Source organism: Variovorax paradoxus, assembly GCF_030811855.1.
In the GTDB taxonomy this organism is placed as follows: Bacteria; Pseudomonadota; Gammaproteobacteria; order Burkholderiales; family Burkholderiaceae_C; genus Variovorax; species Variovorax paradoxus_L.
The window spans coordinates 50,651-76,691 of sequence record NZ_JAUSRN010000011.1; the positions used below are offsets into that span (position 1 = coordinate 50,651).

General features: G+C 65.9%; 28 protein-coding genes and 1 riboswitch. Of the genes, 10 read left to right on the forward strand and 18 right to left on the reverse strand.

What is annotated here, in order from left to right; all coding sequences use genetic code 11:
* The first annotated feature begins 27 nt into the window (after positions 1 to 27).
* The 3 genes from J2X92_RS19940 to J2X92_RS19950 all read left to right on the forward strand — a co-directional run bounded on the left by J2X92_RS19940 (position 28) and on the right by J2X92_RS19950 (position 3,262).
* The gene (locus J2X92_RS19940; RefSeq protein ID WP_307578009.1) at positions 28 to 1,392 is read left to right on the forward strand and encodes a M20/M25/M40 family metallo-hydrolase; all 1,365 of its coding nucleotides are present in this window, start codon (positions 28 to 30) and stop codon (positions 1,390 to 1,392) included.
* Between the two features lie 102 nt (positions 1,393 to 1,494).
* Positions 1,495 to 1,950: a YidB family protein gene (locus tag J2X92_RS19945; RefSeq protein ID WP_307578011.1), complete on the forward strand. Its 456-nt coding sequence runs from the start codon at positions 1,495 to 1,497 to the stop codon at positions 1,948 to 1,950.
* Between the two features lie 130 nt (positions 1,951 to 2,080).
* The gene (locus tag J2X92_RS19950) at positions 2,081 to 3,262 is read left to right on the forward strand and encodes an MFS transporter (protein WP_307578013.1); all 1,182 of its coding nucleotides are present in this window, start codon (positions 2,081 to 2,083) and stop codon (positions 3,260 to 3,262) included.
* Positions 3,263 to 3,271: 9 nt separating this feature from the next.
* Here the strand turns inward: J2X92_RS19950 and J2X92_RS19955 are convergent, their stop codons facing one another.
* Positions 3,272 to 4,063, reverse strand: a complete 792-nt coding sequence (locus J2X92_RS19955; RefSeq protein WP_307578015.1) for an alpha/beta hydrolase — start codon at positions 4,061 to 4,063, stop codon at positions 3,272 to 3,274.
* 74 nt (positions 4,064 to 4,137) lie between these two features.
* The gene (locus tag J2X92_RS19960) at positions 4,138 to 5,649 is read right to left on the reverse strand and encodes a M20 family metallopeptidase (RefSeq protein WP_307578017.1); all 1,512 of its coding nucleotides are present in this window, start codon (positions 5,647 to 5,649) and stop codon (positions 4,138 to 4,140) included.
* Positions 5,650 to 5,740: 91 nt separating this feature from the next.
* Here J2X92_RS19960 and J2X92_RS19965 point away from each other — a divergent pair, with 91 nt between their 5' ends.
* Positions 5,741 to 6,538, forward strand: a complete 798-nt coding sequence (locus J2X92_RS19965) for a DUF72 domain-containing protein (RefSeq protein ID WP_307578018.1) — start codon at positions 5,741 to 5,743, stop codon at positions 6,536 to 6,538.
* On the opposite strand, the gene J2X92_RS19970 is transcribed toward J2X92_RS19965, so the two are convergent.
* Positions 6,539 to 7,057, reverse strand: coding sequence for a bactofilin family protein (locus tag J2X92_RS19970; protein ID WP_307578020.1), 519 nt, complete (start codon positions 7,055 to 7,057; stop codon positions 6,539 to 6,541). It lies immediately after the preceding gene.
* A gap of 138 nt (positions 7,058 to 7,195) precedes the next feature.
* Here J2X92_RS19970 and J2X92_RS19975 point away from each other — a divergent pair, with 138 nt between their 5' ends.
* Positions 7,196 to 8,125 (forward strand): ion transporter, encoded by a 930-nt coding sequence (locus J2X92_RS19975; protein ID WP_307578022.1) that lies wholly within the window; start codon positions 7,196 to 7,198, stop codon positions 8,123 to 8,125.
* Here the strand turns inward: J2X92_RS19975 and J2X92_RS19980 are convergent.
* The 4 genes from J2X92_RS19980 to J2X92_RS19995 all read right to left on the reverse strand — a co-directional run bounded on the left by J2X92_RS19980 (position 8,070) and on the right by J2X92_RS19995 (position 11,135).
* A complete protein-coding gene (locus tag J2X92_RS19980; RefSeq protein ID WP_307578023.1) occupies positions 8,070 to 8,660 on the reverse strand; it encodes an IMPACT family protein in 591 nt (196 codons plus the stop codon). The genes J2X92_RS19975 and J2X92_RS19980 overlap by 56 nt on opposite strands.
* 23 nt (positions 8,661 to 8,683) lie before the next feature.
* A complete protein-coding gene (gene metW / locus J2X92_RS19985) occupies positions 8,684 to 9,271 on the reverse strand; it encodes a methionine biosynthesis protein MetW (protein WP_307578025.1) in 588 nt (195 codons plus the stop codon).
* Positions 9,268 to 10,443 (reverse strand): homoserine O-succinyltransferase MetX, encoded by a 1,176-nt coding sequence (metX, locus tag J2X92_RS19990; RefSeq protein ID WP_307578027.1) that lies wholly within the window; start codon positions 10,441 to 10,443, stop codon positions 9,268 to 9,270. The genes metW and metX overlap by 4 nt, the downstream gene beginning before the upstream one ends.
* Before the next feature lie 128 nt (positions 10,444 to 10,571).
* Entirely contained in the window at positions 10,572 to 11,135 is a 564-nt protein-coding gene (locus J2X92_RS19995) for a TMEM165/GDT1 family protein (RefSeq protein ID WP_307578029.1), read from the reverse strand.
* A gap of 15 nt (positions 11,136 to 11,150) precedes the next feature.
* A riboswitch (yybP-ykoY riboswitch) is annotated at positions 11,151 to 11,327 on the reverse strand.
* A 261-nt stretch (positions 11,328 to 11,588) separates the two neighbouring features.
* Here J2X92_RS19995 and J2X92_RS20000 point away from each other — a divergent pair.
* On the forward strand, positions 11,589 to 12,152 hold the full coding sequence (locus J2X92_RS20000) for an RNA recognition motif domain-containing protein (protein ID WP_307578031.1): 564 nt from the start codon (positions 11,589 to 11,591) through the stop codon (positions 12,150 to 12,152).
* 84 nt (positions 12,153 to 12,236) lie between these two features.
* Here J2X92_RS20000 and J2X92_RS20005 read toward each other — a convergent pair whose 3' ends face one another.
* The 4 genes from J2X92_RS20005 to J2X92_RS20020 are packed head-to-tail and all read right to left on the reverse strand — an operon-like array spanning position 12,237 to position 15,236.
* The gene (locus J2X92_RS20005; RefSeq protein ID WP_307578034.1) at positions 12,237 to 13,019 is read right to left on the reverse strand and encodes an SDR family oxidoreductase; all 783 of its coding nucleotides are present in this window, start codon (positions 13,017 to 13,019) and stop codon (positions 12,237 to 12,239) included.
* 35 nt (positions 13,020 to 13,054) lie between these two features.
* Positions 13,055 to 13,693 carry an LPS export ABC transporter periplasmic protein LptC gene (gene lptC / locus J2X92_RS20010; RefSeq protein ID WP_307578036.1) on the reverse strand — a complete coding sequence of 213 codons (639 nt, stop codon included), beginning with the start codon at positions 13,691 to 13,693 and terminating at the stop codon, positions 13,055 to 13,057.
* On the reverse strand, positions 13,690 to 14,238 hold the full coding sequence (locus tag J2X92_RS20015) for a KdsC family phosphatase (protein ID WP_307578038.1): 549 nt from the start codon (positions 14,236 to 14,238) through the stop codon (positions 13,690 to 13,692). The genes lptC and J2X92_RS20015 overlap by 4 nt, the downstream gene beginning before the upstream one ends.
* Positions 14,238 to 15,236: a KpsF/GutQ family sugar-phosphate isomerase gene (locus J2X92_RS20020; RefSeq protein ID WP_307578039.1), complete on the reverse strand. Its 999-nt coding sequence runs from the start codon at positions 15,234 to 15,236 to the stop codon at positions 14,238 to 14,240. The genes J2X92_RS20015 and J2X92_RS20020 overlap by 1 nt, the downstream gene beginning before the upstream one ends.
* Before the next feature lie 87 nt (positions 15,237 to 15,323).
* On the opposite strand from J2X92_RS20020, the gene J2X92_RS20025 reads away from it, so the two are divergent.
* Positions 15,324 to 17,309: a monovalent cation:proton antiporter family protein gene (locus J2X92_RS20025; protein ID WP_307578041.1), complete on the forward strand. Its 1,986-nt coding sequence runs from the start codon at positions 15,324 to 15,326 to the stop codon at positions 17,307 to 17,309.
* 52 nt (positions 17,310 to 17,361) lie between these two features.
* On the opposite strand, the gene J2X92_RS20030 is transcribed toward J2X92_RS20025, so the two are convergent.
* Positions 17,362 to 17,874, reverse strand: a complete 513-nt coding sequence (locus J2X92_RS20030) for a hypothetical protein (RefSeq protein ID WP_307578043.1) — start codon at positions 17,872 to 17,874, stop codon at positions 17,362 to 17,364.
* On the opposite strand from J2X92_RS20030, the gene J2X92_RS20035 reads away from it, so the two are divergent.
* Positions 17,873 to 18,325 (forward strand): hypothetical protein, encoded by a 453-nt coding sequence (locus J2X92_RS20035; protein ID WP_307578044.1) that lies wholly within the window; start codon positions 17,873 to 17,875, stop codon positions 18,323 to 18,325. The two genes, J2X92_RS20030 and J2X92_RS20035, sit on opposite strands and share 2 nt — an antisense overlap.
* Positions 18,326 to 18,393: 68 nt before the next feature.
* On the opposite strand, the gene J2X92_RS20040 is transcribed toward J2X92_RS20035, so the two are convergent.
* The 6 genes from J2X92_RS20040 to rpmH all read right to left on the reverse strand — a co-directional run bounded on the left by J2X92_RS20040 (position 18,394) and on the right by rpmH (position 23,030).
* Positions 18,394 to 18,855 carry a Crp/Fnr family transcriptional regulator gene (locus J2X92_RS20040; RefSeq protein ID WP_307578046.1) on the reverse strand — a complete coding sequence of 154 codons (462 nt, stop codon included), beginning with the start codon at positions 18,853 to 18,855 and terminating at the stop codon, positions 18,394 to 18,396.
* A gap of 90 nt (positions 18,856 to 18,945) precedes the next feature.
* Positions 18,946 to 20,355: a tRNA uridine-5-carboxymethylaminomethyl(34) synthesis GTPase MnmE gene (mnmE, locus tag J2X92_RS20045; RefSeq protein ID WP_307578047.1), complete on the reverse strand. Its 1,410-nt coding sequence runs from the start codon at positions 20,353 to 20,355 to the stop codon at positions 18,946 to 18,948.
* 77 nt (positions 20,356 to 20,432) lie between these two features.
* Entirely contained in the window at positions 20,433 to 22,121 is a 1,689-nt protein-coding gene (yidC, locus tag J2X92_RS20050; protein ID WP_307578049.1) for a membrane protein insertase YidC, read from the reverse strand.
* Complete coding sequence (yidD, locus tag J2X92_RS20055; RefSeq protein ID WP_307578051.1) at positions 22,118 to 22,405, reverse strand: membrane protein insertion efficiency factor YidD; 288 nt, start codon at positions 22,403 to 22,405, stop codon at positions 22,118 to 22,120. Before yidD ends, yidC begins: the two co-directional genes overlap by 4 nt.
* Positions 22,402 to 22,797: a ribonuclease P protein component gene (locus J2X92_RS20060; protein WP_307578053.1), complete on the reverse strand. Its 396-nt coding sequence runs from the start codon at positions 22,795 to 22,797 to the stop codon at positions 22,402 to 22,404. The genes yidD and J2X92_RS20060 overlap by 4 nt, the downstream gene beginning before the upstream one ends.
* 98 nt (positions 22,798 to 22,895) lie before the next feature.
* Positions 22,896 to 23,030, reverse strand: a complete 135-nt coding sequence (gene rpmH, locus J2X92_RS20065; protein ID WP_007834827.1) for a 50S ribosomal protein L34 — start codon at positions 23,028 to 23,030, stop codon at positions 22,896 to 22,898.
* A gap of 321 nt (positions 23,031 to 23,351) precedes the next feature.
* Between rpmH and dnaA the strand changes: the two genes are divergently transcribed.
* Complete coding sequence (dnaA, locus tag J2X92_RS20070; RefSeq protein WP_055807292.1) at positions 23,352 to 24,731, forward strand: chromosomal replication initiator protein DnaA; 1,380 nt, start codon at positions 23,352 to 23,354, stop codon at positions 24,729 to 24,731.
* Between the two features lie 89 nt (positions 24,732 to 24,820).
* Positions 24,821 to 25,927 (forward strand): DNA polymerase III subunit beta, encoded by a 1,107-nt coding sequence (dnaN, locus tag J2X92_RS20075; RefSeq protein WP_055807290.1) that lies wholly within the window; start codon positions 24,821 to 24,823, stop codon positions 25,925 to 25,927.
* Positions 25,928 to 26,041: the final 114 nt, after the last annotated feature.

The following is a 26,041-nucleotide window of genomic DNA, read 5'->3' on the forward strand; positions in this document are numbered from 1 at the left end:
CGACCGACAAGAAAGGATCTTCACGCCATGCCTCGTCCACCTCGCGCCCTCCGGCTTGCACCCCTCGCGCCTCTGGTACTGGCCCTGCTGTGCGCGGTCCCAGGCGCGCAGGCCCAGAACAACGCCGTCGCACCCACGCCGGCGCAGGTCGCCCCCGAGGTGGACAAGGCCTACACCCAGCTCATGGCGGCGCCGGCCATTCAAAAGCTGCTGGAAGCGGTCAAGGCCGACCATGACCGCGCGGTCGAAGACCTCAAGATGCTCACCGAGATCGAGGCACCACCGTTTAAGGAGCAGAAGCGCGCCGAAGCCTTCCTCGCGCGCATGAAGGCACTGGGCCTCGCCGACGCCAAGATCGATGCCGAAGGCAACGTTGTCGGCCTGCGCAAGGGCACGGGCAACGGACCCAAGCTGCTGATCTCGGCCCACCTTGACACCGTGTTTCCCGCCGGCACCGACGTGAAGGTGAAGGAGCACGACGGCAAGCTGCATGCGCCCGGCATTGCGGACGACACGCGCGGCCTCTCGGTGCTGCTGTCGTGGCTCAAGGTGCTCAACGACAACAAGGTGCAGACGGTGGGCGACCTGCTGTTCGTCGCGAATGTCGGCGAGGAAGAACTCGGCAACCTGCGCGGCATGAAGGCCATCTTCCGCGACCACCTCGACATCGACGGCATGGTGGGGCTGGAGCCTTCGCCCGACGGCAACGTGCTGATCCTCGGCACCGCGAGCCACCGCTACGAGGTCACGTTTAAGGGCCCGGGCGGCCACAGCTTCGGCGCCTTCGGCCAGGTACCCAGTGCAATCCACGGCATGGGCCGCGCCATTGCCAAGATCGCCGAGGTGCGCACGCCGAGCTTCCCGAAAACCACCTTCACGGTCGGCACCGTGGGCGGCGGCACCTCGGTCAACACCATCGCGCCGGATGCGCGCATGGCCATCGACATCCGCTCGGACGACATGGCTTCTCTGCTCGAGACCGAGAAGAAGATCCTCGCGGCCATCGACGAAGCGGTGGTCGAAGAGAACAAGCGCTGGAACGTCGGCACGCTCAGCGCAAGCAACAAGCTGATCGGTGACCGGCCAGGCGGCCGGACGCCCTCCGACTCGGTCATGGTGGAAGCGGCCATCCGCTCGAACACGACTTTCGGCCACAAGACGCTGCTGCGCGGCGGCAGCACCGATGCCAACGTGCCGATGTCCTACGGCATCCCGGCGATCATCATCGGTAGCGGCGGCAAGTCCACCGGCTTTCACGCCCTGAGCGAGTCGATCGACGTGACAGACGCATGGAAGGGCGCGCAAAATTCGCTCGTCACGGTGCTCGGCTTGGTGGGTGTGCAAGGGGTCAGTCCCGCATTGCTGCCCAAACGCCCGGCGCGTACCCGGTAATTTGTCACACGGCGCGGCGAAAGTGAGCGCCTCCACCGTCGGCTCGCGGTCCGTTTGCGTTGGAAAATGCGGGCGGTTCTGTCACACACCAAGGAAATGGCCATGGGATTGCTCGATTCGGTACTCGGTCAGGTGCTCGGAGGCGCGGCCCAACAGCAGCAGCAACCGCAGGGCGGCGGGATGGGCGATCTCGGCGGGCTGGCCGGCGCGCTGGGCGGGCTGCTTGCCAACAACGGCAGCGCTGGGGGCCTGGGAGGGCTGGTCTCCAAGTTCGAGCAAGCCGGCATGGGCGACGTGATCGGCTCCTGGATCGGCAAGGGAGAAAACCAGCCGGTGTCCGGCGGACAGCTGCAGGACGCGCTGGGCAGCGACACCATTGCCAGCATCGCTTCCAGGCTCGGCATCAATGCGCAAACGCTGCTGCCCATGCTGGCCACCTTGCTGCCGGTTCTCATCGACCAGCTCACGCCTCACGGTAAGGTGCCGGAGCAGGGCCTTGGCGACCAGAGCGACCTGCTGAGTTCGCTCGGCGGCCTGCTGCAGAACAGGCAGCCCTGAGCAATTTGCTCATCGAGAATTCCAGCGCCCGCGAGGGCGCTTTTTTTTGCCTCGAGCTTTTCGGCTGGCGCACCCGGAGCGAATCGCGTAGAACCGCGGCCTCCAGTCACCGCGCCTTCGCCACTTTTCCATGAACCGCAACCTTTGGCTGCTTGCCATCTGCCAGGGCCTCTTCCTGACCAACAACGTCACCTTCATTGCCATCAACGGGCTGGTGGGGCTGAGCATCGCGCCGCGCGGCTGGATGGCCACGCTGCCGGTCATGGGCTACGTGGTGGGCGGCGCGCTCACCACCGGGCTGGTGGCGCGCACCCAGCAGCGATTCGGCCGTCGCGGCTCGTTCCAGATCGGGCTGGCGGTGGCTCTGGGTTCAGCCCTGCTGTGCGCGTTCGCGGCCGTGTCGAAGAATTTCTGGCTCTTGTGCCTTGCGACGGTGGTGGCCGGCTACTACAACGCCAATGCGGGCCTGTATCGCTTTGCCGCCGCCGAACTCGCGGCGCCGGCCTGGCGCGAGAAGGCCGTGTCGCTGGTGATGGCCGGCGGGCTGATCGGCGCGGTGGGGGGGCCCAACCTGGCGGCCGCCACGCGCGAAGTGTTTGCGGTGCCGTTCGCAGGTGCCTACATCGCTCTGGCGGCGGTGGCACTGCTCTCGATGGGCGTCATGCGGTTCATCGACTTTCCCGCCACGCTGACTCGACAGCAGGCGTTGGGCGGGCGGCCACTCTCGGAGATCATGCGGCAGCCGGTGTTCATCGTGGCAGCCGCGGCGGGGGCACTGGGCTACGGGGTGATGAACCTGCTGATGGCCGCCACGCCCATCGCCATGCAGATCTGCAGCCTGCCGTTTTCCGATGCCGCCCTGGTGCTCGAATGGCATGTGATCGGCATGTTCGCGCCGGGCTTCTTCACCGGACACCTCATCCGCCGCTTTGGCGCACTGCCCGTGATGGGCGTGGGGCTCGCGCTCAACTTCGCCTGCATCGCCGTCGCGCTGTCGGGCGTGGAACTGCAGCACTTCCTGGTGGCGCTCTGCCTCTTGGGTGTGGGCTGGAATTTCCTGTTCACCGGCAGCACGACGCTGTCGCTGACGGCCTACACGGCCGAAGAACGCGACCGGGCGCAGGGCGCGCTCAACTTCTGCGTGTTCGCGACGCTCGCGCTGACCTCGTTCGCCTCGGGCGTGCTGGTCACGACGCAGGGCTGGCAGTTGCTCAACTACGGTTCGCTGGTACCGGTGGTGCTCACGGGCGCGGCACTGCTGTGGCTCGCGCAGACGCGCCGGCGTGCTGCTGCAGCTGCCGCCAGCGCCTGAGGCGCCCGATCAGACCGGCGGAAAGCGCTTGTCGAGCCAGCGCTGCAGCGCGGCGAACACCGGCCCGGCGTCCAACTCGTTGAATATCTCGTGGTACAGGGATTCGAAGCACCGCGTTTCGACCATGCCGCTGGGAGCGGCCGCCTCGGCGAAGGCACGGCTGGCGGCGGGCACCACGAGGTGGTCGTCGCCCGCGTAGATCAGCAAGGTGGGAACCGGCCAATGCGCCGCGGACTGCTGCACCTTGCGCCCCTCGTGCGCCAGAAAGCGCGCAAGCCGGCCTCCGATGCGGTCGTGCGTGAGCGGATCGTCACGGTAAGCCTGCACCACGGCGCGGTCGTGCGAAAGAAAGTTGTCGTCCAGCCCGTTGCCGACGCGCAGCCGGGGCGCAATGCGCGGCAACACCGCGAGCAGCGCCTTCTGGAATCCATTCAGGCCGGGGTCGAGCCCCGGCGAAGACAGCACCAGCCCGTCGACCGGCCGTACGCCGCGCGCCACCAGGCTGGCGGCGACCAGCCCGCCCAGGCTATGGCCCAGCAGCACCAGCGGCCGGCCGGGGTTCTCGCGCCGCGCGTCGTCGATGATCAGCGCAAGGTCGTCGACCAGCCGCAACTCGCTCGGCAGGCCGCCGCGCGCACCGGACGACTCGCCGTGCCCGTGATGGTCATGCGCCCAAACGGCGAAGCCCCACCCATGCAGGCGCTCGGCTAACGCCTGATAGCGGCCGGCATGCTCGCCCAGCCCATGCACCAGCACCACCACGGCGCGCGATGCGGCGGCCGACGGGAGGCGACGCAGCAATAGCGTCTCGCCATCCGGCGCGGACAGCGAAACGCGCTGCTGCGGCAAAAGCGGCAAAGTCGGCGCTGGTCCGGTCAAGCGGCGACCGGCTCCGCGGCCGCGGCGCGATGCGCAATGGGCAGGGCCGCAATCACCTCGGCCACGGCGGCGGTGAGCTTCTTGGCGTAGGGCACATGCAGGAATTCGTTGGGTCCGTGCGCGTTGCTCTTCGGGCCCAGCACGCCGCAGACCATCATCTGGGCCTTCGGGAAGCCGGCGCTCAGCATGTTCATCAGCGGGATGGTGCCGCCCTGGCCGATGTAGCCGCAGGAGGCGCCGAAGTGCGCCTGCGAGGCCTTGTTGAGCGCGTCTTCGAACCAGGGCGTGATCGTCGGTGCGTTCCAGCCGGTGGCGCCGCCGCCGCTTTCGAAGGTCACGCGCGCCTGGTAGGGCGCGTTGTCTTCGAGCAGCTTTTTCAGGTTCTGCACCGCCTCGGCGGCATCGACGAGCGGAGGCAGGCGCAGCGAGAGCTTGAACGCGGTGTAGGGGCGCAGCACGTTGCCCGCGTCCTTCAGCGCCGGAAAGCCTTCCGCGCCCGTGACCGACAGCGTGGGCTTCCAGGTGCGGTTGAGCAGCGCCTCCACCGGATCGGTGGTGGTCGGTAGCGCGAACATGGTCGAGCCGCCGCAGTCGTAATGCGCCCACGGAAAGCGCTTGTAGACCTCGTCGCCGAGGATTGCGGCGGTGGCCCTGGCCTGCGCCAGCCGGTCGGCCGGCACTTCGCAATGGAAGCTTGCGGGCAGCAGGCGGCCGGTGGCACTGTCTTCGAGGCGGTCGAGCACCTGCCGCATGATGCGGAAGCTCGACGGCACCAGGCCCGACGCGTCGCCGGAGTGGATGCCTTCGGTCAGCACTTCGACCTTGAGCGTGCCGCTGGCCATGCCGCGCAGCGAGGTGGTGAGCCACAGCTGGTCGTAGTTGCCCGCGCCCGAATCGAGGCAGATCACGAGTTCGACATTGCCCAGCCGCGGGCGCAGTGCGTCGACGTACGGCAGCAGGTCGTAGGAGCCACTTTCCTCGCAGGTCTCGATGATCCCCACGATGCGCGGATGCGCCGCGCCCTGGCTCTTGAGCGCCTGCAGCGCGGCGACGCTCGCGTAGACCGCATAGCCGTCGTCGGCGCCGCCGCGGCCGTAGAGCAGGCCGTTCTCGTACTTGGGCGTCCAGGGGCCGAGGTCGTTGCGCCAGCCGGTGAATTCGGGCTGCTTGTCGAGGTGGCCGTACATCAGCACCGTTTCGCCCATGTCGGTGCCGGTAGCCGGCACTTCGAAGAACAGCACCGGCGTGCGGCCTTCAAGGCGCACGATCTCCAGCTTCAGGCCCTCGACCTTCTGCGCCTCGACCCAGGCGGCCGCGTTGCGCAGTACCGTTTCAAGGTAGCCGTGGGCGGCCCAGTCGGCGTCGAAGCCGGGCGACTTGGCGGGAATGGCGATGTAATCGGTCAGTTGCTTGACGATGTCGCCGTCCCATTGGGCGCTGACATCGGACAGGGCGCGCTCGGCATCGAGCGTTGCGGCGGGCATTTCGCGGTGCAGGGGGGCATTCATCGGGGAGTTCTCCGCGGGTGACGAAAAAACGCATTTTGCGCCCGTGCGCGAGCCCGCGTAGAGTGCGGGCGATCTCAACCCGGAGCGCAATGTGAGCAAGGCAACATCGACTCGGACCCCGGCGGATATCAGAGTGGGCATCGGCGGCTGGACCTACGAACCCTGGCGCGACAACTTCTATCCCAAGGGGCTCGCCCAGGCCAAGGAGCTGCGCTATGCGAGCCGCCACGTGAGCGCCATCGAGATCAACGGCACCTACTACAGCACCTTCAAGCCCGAGACTTTCCGCAAGTGGCATGACGAAGTGCCCGACGACTTCATGTTCTCGATGAAGGCGTCGCGCTTCACCACCAATCGCAAGGTGCTTGCGACCGCGGGAGACTCGATCAAGCGCTTCATCGAAAGCGGCGTGGTCGAGCTGGGCGACAAGCTCGGTCCGATCGTGTGGCAGTTCATGCCAACCAAGCAGTTCGATGCCGAGGACTTCGAGGCTTTTCTGCAGCTGCTGCCGAAGAAAGAGGGCAGCCGTGCGCTGCGCCACGTGATGGACGTGCGGCACGAGAGCTTCGTCACGGCCGCCTACCAGGCGCTCGCGAAAAAATACAAGGTGTCGACCGTGTTCACCGACGCAGACAAGTTCCCGTCGTTCGAAGAGCCGGAGGGTGACTTCGCCTATGCGCGGCTCATGATGGCCGACGCCAAGCTCAAGACGGGCTATGCACCGAAAGCGCTCGACAGCTGGGCCGAGCGCGCGCAGCAATGGGCCGATTCGCCCAAGAAGCGCGAGGTGTTCGTCTACTTCATCAACGGCGCCAAAGAAAAAGCACCGGCCGCGGCCGGTGCCTTGCTGGAGCGCCTGAGTTGGAAGCCGCCTGAAGAAGCGGTCTGATCAGGCCGCGGCTTGCAGCGACGGCTTGGCGCCAAAGCTGATTTCGCCCGACAGCTGGCCGCCTTCTTCGATCACGATCTTGCCGTAGCGGATCTTGCCGGTGACCTTGCCGGTCGAATGGATGACGAGCTTTTCGCGCACCGTGAGGCTGCCGTCGAACACGCCGCGGATTTCGGCGATGTCGATTTCGGCCGAGCCCTTGAACTCGCCCTGTTCGGCGATCTGCATCAGGCGCGAGTCCATCGTGGCCTCGACCAGACCTTCGACCACGAGCGTGTCGCAGTCGGTGATCTCGACGCCCTTGAGCTTGATGTTCGGGCCGACGGTGAGCTTGCTGCCGCCTTCCTTGGCGGCCGGTGTGGCTGCTGCGGAGAGGCCGCCTTGCTGCGCGGTCAGCGAAGAAGGATTGACGGGCGTACCCGAGAGATTGGTCCCCGAGCCCACCAGCGGCGCGGGGCGAGAGGTCAACGAGTCGGTGTCACGATCACGCTTGCCGAAAAAGGGGGACTGTGTAGCCAAAGGGGAGCTCCTCAACAAAGGGGCTATCGTAAGAACCCGCTCGCGGCCTGCGGCACTTCATTGCGCAAGAATCGTAACTGAATAAATCCAGCGGCAGCCCGACAATGGCACTCTCCAGTGGCCCCGGCCTTGCATAAGATGACCCGAACGAACACCGACTCTGCCGCCCGGACCTTCGCCATCTCATCGACCATCGATGCGCGCTTCGACAAGCCGGCAAGTGGCTGGCGACGGCGGCTGTTCACGGTGATCTTCGAGGCAGACACGCGCGCCGGCCTGCTTTTCGACCTGGCGCTGATCGCCGTCATCGTGACCAGCGTGCTGGTGGTCATTCTGGACAGCGTGCAATCGATCCGCGATCAGTGGCGGCCGCTGTTCAACGCGTTCGAATGGACATTCACCGTTCTGTTCACGCTCGAATACATTGCGCGGCTCGCCTGCGTGAACAAGCCGATGCGCTATGCGCTGAGCTTCTATGGCGTGATCGATCTGCTGGCGCTGCTGCCGACCTATCTGGTGGCGTTCGCACCCGAGCTCGCCTATCTCATCGACGTGCGCGTGTTGCGGCTGCTGCGCGTCTTTCGCATCTTCAAGCTGTCGCGCTACTCGCTGGAATACCGCGCGCTGGTTTCTGCCGTGGCCGCGAGCCGCCGCAAGATCACGGTGTTCGTGGGCTTCGTGATGCTGGTGGTGCTGGTGATGGGCACGCTGATGTACGTGGTGGAGGGCCCGGTGCACGGCTTCACCAGCATTCCCGTCGCAATCTACTGGGCGATCTCGACCATGGCCACTGTGGGCTTCGGCGACCTCGTGCCCAAGACCGATCTCGGCCGCGCCATTGCCTCCGTGATGATGCTGCTGGGCTGGGGCGTGCTGGCCGTGCCAACGGGCATCGTCACCGCCGAGATGGCACGGCGCGGACCCGACGAGGATGCCGAGCCCGTGCCAATAGTGGGGCGCGGCGTGCTGGCGATGACGGCGCCTTCTGCACCGGCGGTGCCCGCGCGACGGCTTACGCCTGCAGCCAGACGGCGCGCCCTTGCGCAGCATCGTCGAGGCGGGCGATGAAGGTGTTCGCGTTAGGCTCGGGCAGCGTGAACGTGAAGTCCACCGCATCGCCGTGGCGTACGTCGACGAGCGAGGCGCCTGCAACGGCCGCGATTTCGCGCCGCACCAGCCCCTCCAGCGCATAGGGCACGGTGCATTGCAGCAGCCGCTGGCGCACCAGCGGAACCAGCGTCGCGCCGAGGCAGGCCTGCGCAACCGCGTCGGTGTACGCCCGCACGAGCCCGCCCGCGCCCAGCTTGATGCCGCCGAAGTACCGCACCACGGTGGCGAGCACGCCTTCGAGTTGCTGGTGCCGCAGCACCTCGAGCATCGGCCTGCCGGCGGTGCCGCCCGGCTCGCCGTCGTCGTTGGCCGCCGATTGGCCGCCTGCCATCAATGCCCAGCAGACATGCGCGGCGGCGGGGTGTTCGTTGCGAAGCGACGCGACGATGGCCAGTGCCGCGGCCCGGTCGGCCACGGGCTGCACGCAGCCGATGAAGCGGCTTTTCTTGACCAGCAGTTCGCTGTGCGCCGGATGCGAGAGCGTGAAGCTCATGAGCCCGCCGTTCTCCAGGGCGCTCAGCGGTCCCGCTCGAACTTGAACACCGCCGTACCCGCGCGCGCATTGGGCAGCCAGCGCACGCTGCGGCCTTCCTGCACACCGAAGGCGTCGAGCACGCGCAGGCTGTTCTTTTGCGCCAGCACCTCGAAGTCCTTAAAGGTGCCGACGCGGATGTTGGGCGTGTCGTACCACTGGTAGGGCAGGCGGCGCGTCACCGGCATGCGGCCGCGCGCAATGCTGATACGGTTGGGCCAATGCGCAAAGTTGGGAAAGGCGACGATGCCGATGCGGCCCACACGCGCGGTTTCGCGCAGCATGACCTCGGCATTGCGAAGGTGCTGCAGCGTATCGATCTGCAGCACCACGTCGAAGGTGGCGTCGTCGAACACCGCAAGGCCTTCGTCGAGGTTCAGCTGGATCACGTCGACGCCGCGGCGGATGCACTGCAGTACGTTGCCATCGGCAATTTCGACGCCGTAGCCGCTGCAGCCGCGCTCGCGCTGCAGAAGGTCGAGCATGGCGCCGTCGCCGCAGCCGAGGTCGAGCACGCGCGAGCCTTCGGGCACCAGGTTGGCGATGAGGCGCTGGGTTTCGATATCGCTCATTGCGCTGTCCCTTCGGCCTGGATCTCATGCGCCACGCGCTCGAAATAGGATCGCACCACGCCCATGTAGCGCACGTCGTCGAGCAGGAAGGCATCGTGCCCGTGCGGTGCGTCGATTTCGGCGTAGCTCACGTTGCGGCGGTTGTCGAGCAGCGCCTTCACGAGCTCGCGGCTGCGCGCGGGCGAGAAGCGCCAGTCGGTCTTGAAGCTCACGAGCAGGAACTTGGCGGTGGCCTGTGCAAGGGCCACGCTGAGGTTGCCGCCGTGGGCGCGCGCGGGGTCGAAGTAGTCGAGCGCGCGCGTGATCAGGAGGTAGGTGTTGGCGTCGAAGTATTCGCTGAACTTGTCGCCCTGGTAGCGCAGGTAACTCTCGATCTGGAACTCGATCTCTTGCGTCGAATAGCGGTAGTCCAGCCCCGCCGCCTCGCCCTCGACCGCGCTGCGCAGGATGCGTCCGAACTTCTCGTTCATGACGTCGTCGCTCAGGTAGGTGATGTGGCCGATCATGCGTGCGATGCGCAGGCCCCGCTTGGGAATCACGCCATGATCGTAGAAGTGGCCACCATGAAAATCGGGATCGGTCACGATGGCTCGGCGCGCCACTTCGTTGAAGGCGATGTTTTCCGCCGTGAGGTTGGGCGCGCTGGCCACCACCACGGCGTGGCGCACGCGGTCGGGGTACTGCAGCGTCCACGACAGCGCCTGCATGCCGCCAAGGCTGCCGCCCATCACGGCCGCCAGCGTGCGGATGCCGAGCGCATCGAGCAGCACGGCCTGGGCGTCGACCCAGTCCTCGACCGTAACCACCGGAAAGTCGGCGCCATAGACGCGCCCGGTGGCGGGGTTCACGTGCATGGGGCCGGTCGAGCCGAAGCAGGAGCCCAGGTTGTTCACGCCGATCACGAAGAAGCGGTCGGTATCCACCGGCTTGCCCCGGCCCACCATGTTGTCCCACCAGCCTTCGGACTTGGGCTGCCCTTCGTAGGTGCCCGCGACATGGTGCGAGGCATTGAGCGCATGGCACACCAGCACCGCATTGCTGCGCTCGGCGTTCAGGGTGCCGTAGGTTTCATACGCGAGCGTGTAGCTGCCGAGCGATGCGCCGCTGCGCAGCGCCAGCGGGCCTGCGAACTGCATCGACTGCGAAGAGGCGACCAAAGAAGGTGACGACATCAATAAAAAACCCGGCCTCGCCAAAAACGAGCCGGGTTGTTCGCCAACTGACTGTCTTTAGCTGAATTTATAAAGCGCCCGCAAGCTGAAGCAAATCGGCGCAAGAAGCAGTATATCGCCCTGCCGGATTACCAGCCGACGATCATCACGATGCCAAGCACGAGGAAGATCACGGCCGAGATGCCATGCACGAGGTTGATCGGCACGCGCTTCACGATCTTGTCGCCAAGCCAGACCACGGGGGCGTTGGCCAGCATCATGCCGAGCGTGGTGCCCGCGACCACCCATACATAGGCCTCTGTGAATCGCGCCGCCAGCATCACGGTCGCGATCTGGGTCTTGTCGCCCATCTCGGCCAGGAAGAACGCGACCAGCGTGGTGCCGAAGACACCGTAGTGCGACGCGGCAGGTGCGTCGTCTTCGTCGAGCTTGTCGGGAATCAGCATCCACGCGGCCATGGCAATGAAGGAGCCGCCCAGGATCCAGCGCAGCACCTCGGGGCCGAGCCAATGCGTGATGTAGTTGCCGACCGCACCAGCCAAGGCATGGTTGACGATGGTGGCGGCGAAGATGCCCAGCACGATCGGCCAGGGTTTTCTGAAACGAGCGGCCAGCAAGAGGGCCAGCAACTGGGTCTTGTCGCCCATTTCGGCGAGCGCAACCACGCCCGTTGCAACGAGAAAAGCTTCCATGAGTACAGGGGTTCCTTGGGCCGAAGGACGCAATTGACCGTGCAACACCTTCGGCCATATTCCCGAAGTTGCACGGTCAAAGGTCTCGCCAGGTGATTCACTGCACGCGCCATGTCCTGTGTGGGGCAGGACAAGTCTGTTGACGCGGGCCCTTCTCGCGGTGGAAGGCGGCTACTCCCCAATGACGCTCGGGATTCTACCTAACCCGTCGAGGGCCCTCCGTCTGCAGGTAAGCGGGCGCTAGCTTTTCGTAATTTTTGGAGGCCCTGCAGGAAGCGGCAAATTCCTGCTTGCATTTCACATATTTCACCCATAATGCACGAGCCTCCCTCTTGATTTTGCCGGGAGGAAGTTCGGTGATCGGTCAGTTTCGCGCGACTCGACAGCTCTTGGTTGAGTGATGCTTTCGGGACTCCATCGCTTTTCTTGCTATGTGTTTATAGGAGTCCCTTGATGGGCAACAAACTGTACGTCGGCAACCTGCCTTACTCGGTGCGCGACGGTGATCTCGAACAGGCTTTTGGACAATTCGGTTCGGTGACCAGTGCCAAGGTCATGATGGAACGCGACACCGGCCGCTCGAAGGGCTTCGGCTTCGTCGAAATGGGCAGCGACGCGGAAGCGCAAGCCGCCATCAACGGCATGAACGGACAGCCCCTGGGCGGCCGCAGCGTCGTCGTCAATGAAGCACGCCCGATGGAAGCACGTCCCCCGCGCAGCGGTGGTGGCGGCTACGGCGGCGGCGGTGGTGGTTATGGCGGCGGTGGTGGCGGTGGCTACGGCGGCGGTGGTGGCGGCTACGGTGGTGGCGGCGGCGATCGCAGCGGCGGCGGCGGTGGCCGCTCCGGCGGTGGCGGCGGTTACGGCGGTGGTGGTGGCGGCCGCAGTGGCGGCGGCGGTGGTGGTGGCGATGGCGGTTTCCGCAGCCCCTACGGCGCCGGTCCCCGTGGCGGCGGCGGCGGTGGCCGCTCAGGTGGTGGCGGTGGCTACGGCGGCGGCGGGAACAGCAGCTACTGAGCCCACAGGCACAAACAAGCAAAAGGCTCCTTCGGGAGCCTTTTTCATTGAGATGGCCGCACCGTGGCGACGGCCACGAAAGGCTCAGCCTTCGCCGCTGCGCTTCTTGCGGGCACGGCCCTGCACCGCGCGGTCGAGCAGCGCGTTCGGCAGCATGCGCATCAGCTTGGCGACCACGCCCATCTGCCAGGGGATCACCCGGTAGCTGGTGCCGGCCTCGATGGCGCGCAGTGCCTGGTCCGCAAAGTCCTCGGCCTTCATCAGAAAGGGCATACCGTAGCGGTTGCCCTGGGTCAGAGGCGTATCGATGTAGCCTGGGCAGAGCGTGACGACCTTGACGCCGCTGTTGTGCAGCTCGCCGCGCAAGCTCTCGCAGTACGCGACCACCCCGGCCTTGCTGGCGCAGTAGGCCCCGTGCCCCGGGAGGCCACGAATGGCCGCAACGCTCGCGATGCCGACCAGCCGGCCGCTGCCGCGCTTTCGCATTGCCGCCACGAAGGGGTGGAAGGTGGCCATCAGCCCGACGTTGTTGGTGGCGAAGGTCCGGGCCATCACCTCGATGTCCTCCCGCTCGGCCGTGTCGATACCCACGCTGATGCCGGCATTGGCAATCACCACGTCGGGCAGGCCCTGGCGTTCGATGCAGGCGGCGCCCGCAGCAATGATGCTGTCGGTCTGGGCCACGTCGGCGCTATAGACCTGGTAGCGCGACGAATCCAGCTGGGCGGCGGCAGCCCAGGTTTCGATCTCCCCGGTGCGCCGGGCGGCCAGCGCCAGCCGGTAGCCTGCCTGGTAAAAACTGGCTGCAAGGGCCTGGCCAATGCCACTCGACGCGCCAGTGATGAAGACAAGGGGAGATGGGCTCATTCGCGAGTTGTCTTCCGGGGTGGTGGCTTTTTTCTTCAGCGCGGTTTGCCGGCTGCGGCAGATGGAATCAGCACGCCGCGCACACGGCCGGTCAGGTTGGCAACGCCGCTCAGGTTGTCGTAGTCGAGGTTGTCGGCGGTGAACTGGTCGGTGCCGCGGATGAGCGTGACGGGCTTGTTCGACGTCACGCGCTCGGAGTCGAGAAAGGCGTGCAGAAAGTCGCCCCGGAACTCGAGCCGCGGCGTGCCCTTGCCGCTGGGTCCCACGACGGGGTCGCGAATCACGACGGCGTTGCCGAAGAGCTGGATCTCGCTGCCATCGGAATTCGACACGCCGCGGTTCGCGGTGGCGTGCGTGGTGTAGCCCTGCGGCGAGACGGAGCGCATGCGCACGTCGTCGACCTCGACCGTGTCGGTGTCCGGGTAGTGGCGGCCTTCCTTGCCATGGAGCTCGCTGCGCAGGTCGCCGTTGGGCAAATAGTTCTTGATCACGAAGCCGCGCATGAAATAGTCGGGCTCGTGCGTGGGCGCGGCCTTGGCGGTGGGCTCGAGCAGCTTGGGCGCGTTGCGCACCAGCCAGTAGGTACCCAGCGCAACGGCTGCCGTCAGGATGATGGGCAGGTAGATGGTGGCGCGATCGAGCACGTCGCGCAGCAGGTTCCAGGCACTCTTCATTGCTGGGGGCCCCGGGCGGCGTCGAGCAAGCGCCGATATTGGCCGCAGGCCGTCAGCAGCAGGTCGCAGAATTCGCGCGCCGCGCCTTCGCCGCCACGTGCGCGGGTGACGTAGTTGACCGCGTCACGCACCTCCACGTGCGCGTTGGCGGGGGCCGCTGCAAAGCCGGCGCGCGCCAGCACCGGCAGATCGGGCCAGTCGTCGCCGATGGCGGCTGCCTGGTGCCAGCCGAAGCCGAGCTGTTGGAGCATGGCTTCGGCCGCCGGCAGCTTGTCTTCGGTGCCGTAGCGCACGTGCTCGATGCCGAGCGCCTCAAGCCGCACGCGCAGCGGCTTCGAATCGCGGCCCGTGATCACCGCGGGTGTGATGCCGGCCAGGCGCAGCAGCTTGAGGCCGTAGCCGTCGAGGATGCTAAAGCGCTTGAGGGTTTCGCCGTGCTCGGTGAAGTACACGCCGCCGTCGGTCAGCACGCCGTCGATGTCGAAGAACGCGATGCGCACGTCCTGTGCGGCCACCAAGGTCTCGGCCTGGAAGTCGAGCGGCATCAGATGACCTTCGCACGCATCAAGTCGTTGATGGTGAGCGCGCCGATCAAATGCCCCGAGGGGTCGACGATGAGCACGCTGGTGATGCGGTGTTCTTCCATCAGCTCGGCCGCCTCGACGGCCAGCGCATCGGCGCGCAGCGTGCGTGGACTGGAGTGCATCACGTCGGCAGCCGTCAGGCCGCGCAGGTCGCCGCCGGTTTCGACTTGCCGGCGCAGGTCGCCGTCGGTGAAGATGCCGATGGCCCGGCCTTCGGCGTCGACCACCGCGGTGGCACCCAGGCCTTTGGAGCTCATCTCTCGCATCAGTTCGCTGAGCGTGGCGGTGGGCGCAACGCGCGGCACTTCGTCGCCCGAGCGCATTACGTCGGCCACGTGGGTGAGCAGCTTGCGGCCCAGCGCGCCGCCGGGGTGCGAGCGCGCGAAGTCCTCGGAGCCGAAGCCGCGCGCGTCAAGCAGCGCCACCGCCAGCGCGTCGCCCATCGCCATCTGGGCGGTGGTGCTCGCGGTGGGGGCGAGGTTGAGCGGGCAGGCCTCCTTGGCCACGCCGGCGTCGATCACGATGTCGGCGTGGCGCGCCAGCGTGGAATCGACGCGGCCGGTCATGGCGATCAGGGGCACGCCCTGGCGCTTGACCACCGGCAGGATCACGGTGAGCTCGTCGACCTCGCCGCTGTTGGAAATGGCCAGCACCAAGTCGACCGCCTTGATCATGCCCAGGTCGCCGTGGCTGGCCTCGGCCGGATGGACGAACATGGCCGGCGTGCCGGTGGAGGCCAGGGTCGCGGCGATCTTGCGGCCCACATGGCCGCTTTTGCCCATGCCCATGACGACCACGCGGCCGCGCACTTCGAGGATCTTGCGCACGGCGTCGACGAAGCTCGGGCCGACGCGCGTCTTGAGGCCGAGGACGGCGTCGGACTCGATGTCGAAGGTGGCACGGGCGCGCGCAAGAATCGCATCGGCGTCGACCACGGGGGGCAGGGGAGCTGAACTCATCGCGGGATTTTACGGGCCGGCCGTCCTGGCCGGTCGCCGAGGAAAAGCGGCACGCGCGGGGCATGGACATTGCTCTAGCATCCGACCATGTCTTCGTTCGATCTCACGCTGATGTATTTGCTGGCCGCGGTCATCGGCGTGGTGGTCTGCCGCTCGCTGAAACTGCCGCCGATGCTCGGCTATTTGACGGCCGGCGTGTTGATCGGGCCCCATGCGCTGGGATTGGCGCACAACTCCGAAGCCATCCTGCACCTGGGCGAGTTCGGCGTGGTGTTCCTGATGTTCGTGATCGGGCTGGAGTTCAGCCTGCCCAAGCTGCGCGCCATGCGCAAGCACGTGTTCGGGCTGGGCCTGTTGCAGGTGCTGCTGACGATGACCATCGCCACCGCCGGTGCGCTTCTGATCGCCTCGCAGCTTCCCCCAGCATGGCGGCTCGGCTGGCAGACGGCGCTGGCGCTGTCGGGCGCGCTCACCATGAGCAGCACCGCAATCGTGGTCAAGTTGATGGCCGAGCGGCTCGAACTCGAGAGCGAACACGGCCGGCGCGTGATGGGCGTGCTGCTGTTCCAGGACTTGGCCGTGGTGCCGCTCCTGGTGCTGATTCCCGCGCTTGGCGCGCCGCCCGAAGCGCTGGCGAAGGCCATCGGCTTCGCGTTGGTGAAGGCGACCTTGCTGATCGGCGTGCTGCTTTTCGGTGGACCGCGCATCATGCGCTGGTGGCTCACTTTGGTGGCTCGCCGGCGCAGCGAGGAACTCTTCATCCTGAACGTGCTGCTGGTCACTCTCGGCCTGGCCTGGCTCACTGAACTGGCCGGCCTGAGCCTGGCGCTGGGTGCCTTCATCGCCGGCATGCTGGTGTCGGAAACCGAATACAAGCACCAGGTGGAGACCGACATCCGCCCGTTCCACGATGTGCTGCTGGGCCTCTTTTTCATCACGGTGGGCATGTCGCTCGACTGGCACATCGTGGTGGACCGTTGGGCCCTGGTCGCCGTGTTGCTGCTGCTGCCGCTGGCTTTCAAGCTCGTGCTGGTGACCGTGCTGGCGCGGGTGCTGGGCGCCACCTCGGGCGTGTCGCTGCGCACCGGCCTGTACCTGGCGCAGGCCGGCGAATTCGGCTTCGTTCTGCTGACGCTGGCGCAGGAGCGCAGCCTGCTGCCGCCATGGCTGGCCAACCCGGTGCTTGCCTCGATGGTGCTGTCGATGCTGGCCACGCCGTTCATCGTCATGTACACCAACGCCATTGTGCGCAAGCTGGTGGCGAGCGACTGGCTCCAGCAGTCGCTGCAGATGACCAGCATCGCGCGCAAGACCATCAACACCGCGAAGCACGTGATCATCTGCGGCTACGGGCGCTGCGGCCAGAACCTGGCGCGCATCCTGGAGCACGAAGGCATTCCGTACATGGCGCTGGACCTCGACCCCGACCGCGTGCGCCAGGCTGCCGCGGCCGGCGATTCGGTGGTGTTCGGCGACGCCGCGCGGCTGCAGGCGCTGATGGCAGCCGGCCTGGCCCGCGCCAGCGCCGTGGTCGTGACCTACCTCGACGTGCCGGGCGCCATGAAGGTGCTGGCCAACACCCGTGCCCATGCACCGCAGGTGCCGGTGATCGTGCGCACGCAGGACGACCACGACCTTGAAAAGCTGCAGGCCGCGGGCGCGACCGAAGTGGTGCCCGAGGCCATCGAGGGTTCGCTGATGCTCGCGAGCCATGCGCTCGCGCTGGTGGGCGTGCCGATGCGGCGCGTGATCCGCGTGGTGCAGGACCAGCGCGATGCGCGCTACAACCTGCTGCGCGGCTACTTCCACGGCGCCGACGACGACAACGCCGACGAGATCGACCACGAGCGGCTCGACACTTTCACCCTGACCCCTGGCGCTCGTGCGGTCGGCCAGACGCTGGCAAGAATCGCACTGGAATCCCTGGGCGTGCGGGTCGCCAGTCTGCGCCGCCAGAACGGCCAGGCCCAGGTCCTCAGCGACGACACAGTGCTGAGCGACGGCGACACCCTCGTGCTGTCCGGCAAGCCTGCGGCGCTGGCGATTGCCATCGAGCGGCTGCAAAAGGGCTAGGCATTGCAGCCGGGGCGAATGCGAAGCGAAAGCGCCGCCGCCTGCCGCCGAACTAGTTAATCAGCGTCGGATTGCGCTTTTCTTCTTCGAGGCGCTGCTGCCGGCGCACGGCTTCGCATTGCGCGTGCGGCTTGAATTCGGGCTTGAGGCACTGCGCGGCCATGCACTGGGCCTTCGCGATGAAGTTGCGGTCGCCGCAGAGGGCTTGCGGATCGGCGGAAGCCGGGGGTGCTTGTGGCGGCGTTGCAGCTGCGGCGGTGGCGGCCGGCATGGACTCGGGGGCGCCAGACTGCGATGGTGCCGCGGACGGCGTCTTGCGCGACTTGCCCGCGGCGGCTGGTGCCGGCTTGAGGTTCGCGGGTGAAGGCACGGCGGCTGCGGCATCGTGCGGCGTGCTTTCCGCGGCTGGCGACACCACCGCGGGCGGGGTTTCAGGCACTGCCGCTGCTGGCTCGGGCGGCGGCAGTGACGGTGCGGGCGCCGCCGCTGGCGCGGCGGATTTGGCAATTTCGACTTCTTCGTCCGGCGCGTCCGTCCCATAGCCGTGCCAGCCCGCAATGATCATGAGCAGGCCCGCCGCCAGCAACAACAGCCAGAGCCAGAAAACGCGCGTGCGCCACGGCTTCCGCGGCTCGGCACGGGGGGGCCGCGGCGTCCTGGGCCTGGAAGACTTCCTTGCCCGAGGTTCCCGCTGCGGCGAAGGCCGGCGCCTCAAGCGTCCGAGCGCAGCAAGCAGGGTCTGGTCGTCCGCGGGAGCTGCGTCGCCAATCGGCCCCGTGGCTGCAACCGGCATGCCAGCGCCGAAGAGCCCGCCAGGAATCGTGGGTGCGCGCAGTTGCGCCGGCGCCGTGGCCGCCCACTCGCGCTCAGACCGGCTGCGCGGAGCGGGAGGCGGAGGAATCGGCGTGGGTGCGGCAGGCGCCAGCTTGCCGCCGCAGCTCTTGCAGAAATTCGCGCCCTCGCGGTTTTCTGTGCTGCAGACCGGACAGATCAAGGCCATTGCGACTGACTTCTAGGGAACGGGAGAACGATTTTCGGAAACGGACCGCGGCGTGCCGCCACGGTTGCATCAGAGGCGGAATGCTCAGGTGACCGCGACGCGCTTGGACCGGTGCGCCATGCGCTTGGCGATCACCGCGCCAAGACCCATGGAGATCTCAAGGGCGAGGTTGGGTTGCCGATTCGACATTTCCAAAAAGCGGACAGCCGTGAGGCGCCATACCCGGCCCGCGCCGGTGACCACCACGTTGGCCGAATGCGGCTCGCGCGAGAAGAAGGAGCCTTCGCCCACCACCGATCCGGGCATGAGCACGGCCAGCTTCATCTGTTCCTTGCTGCTCACGCGGTGCACGCTGATGGCGCCGCTCTCGAGAAAGTACACCGAGCGGTCATGCGTGCCCTGCTCGATGAGAACGTCGCCGACGCCGGTCGCGATGGGCTGCAGGTAGCCCGCCAGTGTTTCCCACTGTTGTACGTTGAGCGTCAACGCAAAGGCGTCGTTGCTGTTGTTTTCCGCGATGGCGCGGCTCAGGTTCTGGATGGACATGCTTTTCTCAACCCCCGCATCTGTGCCGAAGTATCCGCGAAGGGCGCGGTTTTCGGCTACAACTCTTTACGTTTTTCGGGTTGGTTGTCTCTATTTGCCGATACAGAAGCGCGAAAAGATGACGCCCAGCAGGTCGTCGGCGCCGAACTCTCCGGTGATTTCGTTCAACGCGTTCTGCGCCAGGCGCAGCTCCTCGGCCAGCAGATCGAGCAGTTGCGCCTGTGCTGCCAGATGGCTCGCAGCCAATGCCAAGTGGGTCTCGACGCGGCCCAGCGCCTGCACGTGGCGCGCGCGCGCCAGGTAGACACCTTCGGGCACGGCCTGCCAACCGGCCATGGCCAGCAGTTGCTCGCGCAGCGCCTCGATGCCCAGGCCGGTCTTGGCAGACAGGACGATGCCCTGTGCCGCGTTTGCCGCTGGCGCGGCGTCCTGTTTGTTCCAGACATCGAGCACCGGCACGCTCGCGGGCAGCTTCTGCCGCAGGCCGCGCAAGATCTCGGCATCGGCGGCGGCGTAGTCGGGCAGGCCGGCTCGTGTCAGGTCGTGCAGGAAGAGCACCGCGTCGGCGCTCTCGATCTGGCCCCAGGCGCGCGCAACGCCGATCTGCTCGACCTCGTCGCTGCTTTCGCGCAGGCCCGCCGTGTCGGCCACATGCAGCGGCACGCCGTGGATCTGGATGGTCTGCGACACCACGTCGCGCGTGGTGCCCGGTACCGCGCTCACGATGGCCAGCTCAGCGCCGGCCAGCGCATTGAGAAGCGAGCTCTTGCCTGCGTTGGGCTGGCCTGCGATCACCACCTTGATGCCCTCGCGCAGCAGCGCCCCCTGTTTCGCGCGCTGTTGCACCGCCGCCAATTGCGTCTGCAACTTCACGAGCTGCCCGGCCGCGTCGGCTTTCTGGAGAAAGTCGATCTCCTCTTCCGGAAAATCGAGCGTGGCCTCGACCAGCATGCGCAGATGAATGAGCGCGTCGCGAAGCGTGTGGATCTCGCGCGAGAAGGCCCCAGACAGCGAGCGTCCGGCGCTGCGTGCGGCCGCCTCGGTGCTGGCGTCGATCAGGTCGGCAATGGCCTCGGCCTGGGCCAGGTCGATCTTGCCGTTGAGAAAGGCGCGCTGGCTGAACTCGCCCGGCTCGGCCACGCGCAGGCCGGCCAGCCGCGGGCGGCCGGTGACCGGATCGGCCTCGGCGGCGGCTTCGAGGCAGCGCGCCAGCAAAAGCTGCAGCACCACCGTTCCGCCGTGGGCTTGCAGCTCGAGCACATCTTCACCGGTGAAGGAATGGGGTGAGGGAAAGTGAATCGCCAGCCCGTGGTCGACCGGTTCGCCCGCCGCGTCGCGGAAGGCCAGGTAGGTGGCCTCGCGCGGCTTCAGCGTCCGGCCGCAGAGGGCCTCGATCAGCGGCGCGAGCCGCGCGCCGGACACCCGCACGATGCCCACGGCGCCGCGCCCCGAGGCGGTGGCAACGGCGACGATGGGATCGGTGGTGCGGGCGAAGGTCATGGAAGCACGATTCTTTCAGCAAAAAGGCAAAGGGCCGCGGATGCGGCCCTTTGCATGGGTAGCGGAGACTGCTCGGCTTACTTGCCCAGCACGCCCAACCGCTTGTTGATGAACCACTGCTGCGCAATCGACAACACGTTGTTCGTGATCCAGTACAGCACCAGGCCGGCCGGGAAGAAGATGAACATCACGCTGAACGCGAGCGGCATGATCCACATCAGCTTGGCCTGCATTGGATCCGGAGGCGTGGGGTTGAGCCAGGTCTGGAACAGCGAGGTGAGCGTCATCACGATCGGCAGGATGTACCAGGGATCGGGTGCCGACAGGTCGGTGATCCAGCCGACCCACGGTGCGTGGCGCATCTCGACCGACGACAGCAGCACCCAGTAGAGCGCGATGAACACCGGGATCTGGATCACGATGGGGAAGCAGCCGCCCATCGGGTTGACCTTCTCGGTCTTGTAGATGCGCATCATCTCCTGCTGCATTTCTTGCGGCTTGTCCTTCAGCCGCTCGCGCATTTCCATGATCTTGGGGTTGATGGCCTTCATCTTGGCCATGCTGGCGTAGGCCTTGGCGTTGAGCCAGTAGAAGGCCGCCTTCAGCAGCACCACCAGCGCCACGATGGCCCAGCCCCAGTTGCCCAAAATGCCGTGCAGCTGGTTCAGCAGCCAGTACAGCGGCTTGGAGATGATGGCGAAGATGCCGTAGTCCTTGACCAGGTCCAGGCCGGGTGCAATGGCTTCGAGCTTCTTTTCTTCTTCGGGGCCGGCGAACAGCGCGCTGTTGACCACCTGGGTCTGGCCCGGGGCGATCTTCGGCAGCGTGGCCACCATGGCGACCGTGTACAGGTTCTCGCCCAGGTCCTTCACGCGGAACTCGCGCTTGAGCTGTTCGCTGGCGGGGTCGCCCTTGAGCAGCCAGGCCGATACGAAGTAGTGCTGCACCATGGCAATCCAGCCGTCGTTGGCGGGCGGCGGCGGTTCGATCTTGCCCTTGGAGATGTCCTTGAAGTCGAGCTTATGGAACTTCTTCTCGTTGGTGTACGCGGCCGGGCCGGTAAAGGTGTTGGTGCCGAACATGGTGCCCGCGGCCACGGTGCCGTGGCGCAGCAGCTGCATGTAGAGCTGCGCGTCGCGCGGCTGGTCACTCACGTTGACGACTTCATGGCGCACGCCGATGGTGTAGTCGCCGCGCTTGAAGACATAGGTCTTGACGTACTTCAAGCCGCCCGAGGGCGCGCTTTCGAAGCTCACTTCGAGCGTGTTCTGGCCTTCGGCCATTTCGCGCGGACCCGCCTTCGGCGCCATCGGCGTCAGGTGGTTGGGGAACGGTTCACCAGTTTGGCTGAGCAGGCCGGTCTGCGCCACGTAGCGTGTGGCCGGCGAGTCGTTCTCGAACAGGACGACGTGCTTGGTGCGGTCGGCTTCCTCGTACTTCAGCAGCTCGAGGTAGTTGACCGTAGCGCCTTCGCTGTCGATCACTGCCTTGAACAGGTCGGTGGTCACGCTGACCCGCTCACGCGGCGCAGCCGGGGCGGCTTGCGTGGGCACCGTGCCCGCGCTGGCGCCGTTGGCGGACGCGGCGGCTGGCACGCCGTTGCTGGCGGCCGGCGTGCTGCCTGCAGGCGCGGAGGCCACGGCAGCCGGCTTGCTCGACGGAAGGAAGGTCGGCTTGTTGCCGTTGAAGACCTGCCATTGGTCCCACAGCAGCACCAGCGAGAAACCAAAAATCACCCACAGGATCGTGCGGCGTATATCGTTCATGACGAAGACTTCTTGTCGGAGGAGAGAAGAGACGAAAACAGCGAGCCTGGCTTGCCAGTGCGACGCGGTGATTTCAGTGGAACCGGATCGTGCCCGCCCTGGCACCAGGGTTGGCAGCGCACGATGCGGTGCAAGGTGAGATAGCTGCCCTTGAGGGCGCCGTGCACTTCGAGCGCCTCGATCGAATAGACGGAGCAGGTCGGCTCGAAACGGCACGACTGCCCGAGCCAGGGGCTCAGCAATAGGCGATAGCCCTTCACAAGGCCGATCAGCAGGCGCTTCATGATGACGAGGGTGCGGAAGAGCGCGCGGCCCGCGCCAGCAGTTGCTGGAGCTCGGCGCGCACGGCGGCCTTGAGCTTGTCCGAGGAGGCGCTCACGAATTCCTTGCGGTCAAAACCCGCGCGCAGCCGCACCACGTGCGCTGCACGGGGCAGGCCGGCATCGGGTGCGGCGCTCACGGTATAGATCTGCCGCTTGATGGCGTTGCGCGTGACCGCGCGGCGCGCCCAGCGTTTGGGCACCATGGCACCCAGCCAGACGTCGTCGGACGCGAACAAAGGCTGCGCGCTCGACGAATCGAGCGCGCAGCGATGCAATGCGAAATGAGCAGTGCGCGCCACGGTGGCACCTGCAAGGACGGCCTGGAATTGCGCGCGGGTCTTGAGCCGCTGCATGGGAGCCGGGCTGCTTGCGTCGTTGCTGATCGGGCCAGAAGGACTGGCGGCGAAAGCTGGCGCTGGCGGCTCGGCGGCTGGCAACGGCAGAACTGCCGTCAGACAGCCAGGCGCTTGCGGCCCTTGGCGCGGCGTGCGTTGATGACAGCGCGGCCGCCACGGGTCTTCATACGGACCAGAAAGCCGTGGGTACGGGCGCGGCGGACTTTGGAAGCTTGGTAAGTGCGTTTCATGATGAGATTTCCTGCTGATTCCCCCGATATGCACGCCGTCCTTCTATGAAGCCAAGAAGGCCATATCGGACATGCGGGCGCTGGGAGCGTTTTTCGGATGACCCCCGAAAGACGCAATGAGGTTTTCAGGGAAACCCGCAATTATCGCAAACATTCGGCCCTTTACCAAACGCCGACCAACTTTGCGGGCCTTTGCCGGGCGCATGCGGGCATGTGGATAAGGTTTTGACAAGTTAGAATGCGGGCCGCCTTGCAGCAGAGAATATCCACAATACATATACCAAAAAATGGACGAGGGACGCACCACTTTTTCAAGCACCCATGTCGACTGACGGCATCGGTGAGAGCCTCTGGCAGGCCTGTGTCGACCAGCTCGCGCAGGAGCTGTCCGAGCAGCAATTCAACACCTGGATCAAGCCCCTGACGGCGCAAGTCGCTGACGACCTTTCGCGCATGACGGTGTTCGTAGCCAACCGCTTCAAGCTCGACTGGATCCGGGCCCAGTACGCAGGCAAGATTGCCGCCATGGCCGAGAAGATGTACGGCCAGCCCGTGGCGGTTGAGTTAGCGCTCGCTCCGCGTGAGGCGCCCGTGCGCTCGTCACCCGTGGCTGTTCTGGCCGAAACCGATGTGCCGCGCGACGTGGCCGGCCCCGGCGAAGAACCGGCTGCGGCAGGCTTCAAGAACCGCCTCAATTCAGGCCTCACCTTCGACACCCTTGTGGAGGGTACGGCCAACCGCATGGCGCGCGCCGCGGCCATGCACGTGGCCGGCATGCCGGGCCACCTGTACAACCCGCTGTTCATCTATGGCGGCGTCGGCCTGGGCAAGACCCACCTGATGCACGCTGTGGGTAACCGGCTGCTCGCAGACCGTCCCGATTCCAAAGTTCTCTACATCCACGCCGAGCAGTTCGTCTCGGATGTGGTCAAGGCCTACCAGCGCAAGACTTTCGACGAGTTCAAAGAACGCTACCACTCGCTCGATCTGCTCCTGATCGACGATGTGCAGTTCTTCGCCAACAAAGATCGCACGCAGGAAGAATTCTTCAATGCATTCGAAGCCCTGCTGGCCAAGAAGTCGCACATCGTGATGACCAGCGACACCTATCCCAAGGGCCTGGCCGACATCCACGAGCGGCTGGTCTCGCGCTTCGATTCGGGCCTCACCGTCGCCATCGAGCCGCCCGAGCTCGAAATGCGCGTGGCCATCCTGATCAACAAGGCGCGCGCCGAATCGGCCGAAATGCCGGAAGAAGTGGCCTTCTTCGTCGCCAAGAACGTGCGCTCCAACGTGCGCGAGCTTGAAGGCGCGCTGCGCAAGATCCTGGCGTACTCCCGCTTCAATCAAAAAGAAATCTCGATTGCCCTGGCGCGCGAGGCTCTGCGCGATTTGCTGTCGATCCAGAATCGGCAGATTTCGGTCGAAAACATCCAGAAGACGGTGGCCGACTACTACAAGATCAAAGTCGCCGACATGTACAGCAAGAAGCGCCCGGCCAGCATCGCGCGGCCGCGGCAAATTGCCATGTACCTGGCCAAGGAGCTCACGCAGAAGAGCCTGCCCGAAATCGGCGAGCTGTTCGGCGGGCGCGACCACACCACGGTGCTGCATGCGGTGCGCAAGATTTCGGGCGAGCGCCAGCAGCTCACCGAACTCAACCAGCAGCTCCACGTGCTCGAGCAAACGCTCAAGGGCTGACCTCGAATGTCATCAGGAATGCGCCTCGCAACAGCGGAGAATGGCGTCTTACAAGCGGATTCAAAGAGATAAGAGAAGAGGAAGAAGACATGATCGTTTTGAAGGCAACCCAAGACAAAGTCCTCGCCGCGCTGCAATCGGTGGCGGGCATCGTGGAACGGCGCCATACGCTGCCGATCCTCGCCAATGTGCTGATCCGCAAGACCGGCGGGCAGCTGCAGCTGACCACCAGCGATCTCGAGATCCAGATCCGCACCACGGCCGAACTCGGCGGCGATGAAGGCAACTTCACCACCACCATCGGCGCGCGCAAGCTCATCGACATCTTGCGCACCATGCCGGCCGACCAGACCGTGAGCCTCGAATCGAACGCGAGCAAGCTGGTGCTGAAGGGCGGCAAGAGCCGCTTCACGCTGCAGTCGCTGCCGGCCGAAGACTTTCCACTGGTGCAAGAGGCCGCCAATTTCGGTCCCGTGTTCAGCGTGCCGCAAAAGACGCTGAAAGACCTGCTCTCGCAGGTCTCGTTTGCCATGGCCGTGCACGACATCCGCTACTACCTGAACGGCATCCTGTTCGTGGCCGAAGGCAAGCAGCTGAGCCTGGTAGCCACCGACGGCCACCGCCTGGCGTTTTCGTCGGCCACGCTCGACGTCGAAGTGCCGCGCCAGGAAGTCATTCTTCCGCGCAAGACCGTGCTCGAGATGCAGCGCCTGCTGTCGGACGCCGAAGGCGCCATCGAGATGCAGTTTGCCAACAACCAGGCCAAGTTCAGCTTTGGCGGCATGGAGTTCGTCACCAAGCTGGTCGAGGGCAAGTTCCCCGACTACAACCGCGTGATTCCCAAGAACCACAAGAACAGTGTGACGCTCGGCCGCGCCCCGCTCCTGGCCAGCCTGCAGCGCACCGCCATCCTGACGAGCGAAAAGTTCAAGGGCGTGCGCCTGAACATCGAGCCCGGCACCCTGCGCATCGCATCGAACAACGCCGAGCAGGAAGAAGCGCAGGACGAACTCGACATCGACTACGGCGGCGACGCCATCGAAATCGGCTTCAACGTGACCTACCTGATCGACGCCCTGTCCAACATGGACCAGGACATGGTCAAGCTGGACCTGGCCGACTCCAACAGCTCCGCCCTTTTGACCATCCCCGAGAACGCATCCTTCAAATACGTCGTGATGCCGATGCGAATCTAGAAGACAGAAAACACAGCGCCTTGCGCAGACAGCCCGCGGCCCTCCGCGGGTTTGCGCTTTCAAGAGGCCGGAAAAACAGGCTCCCAGAGCCCGCAAATCCCCGTGAACGCCGTG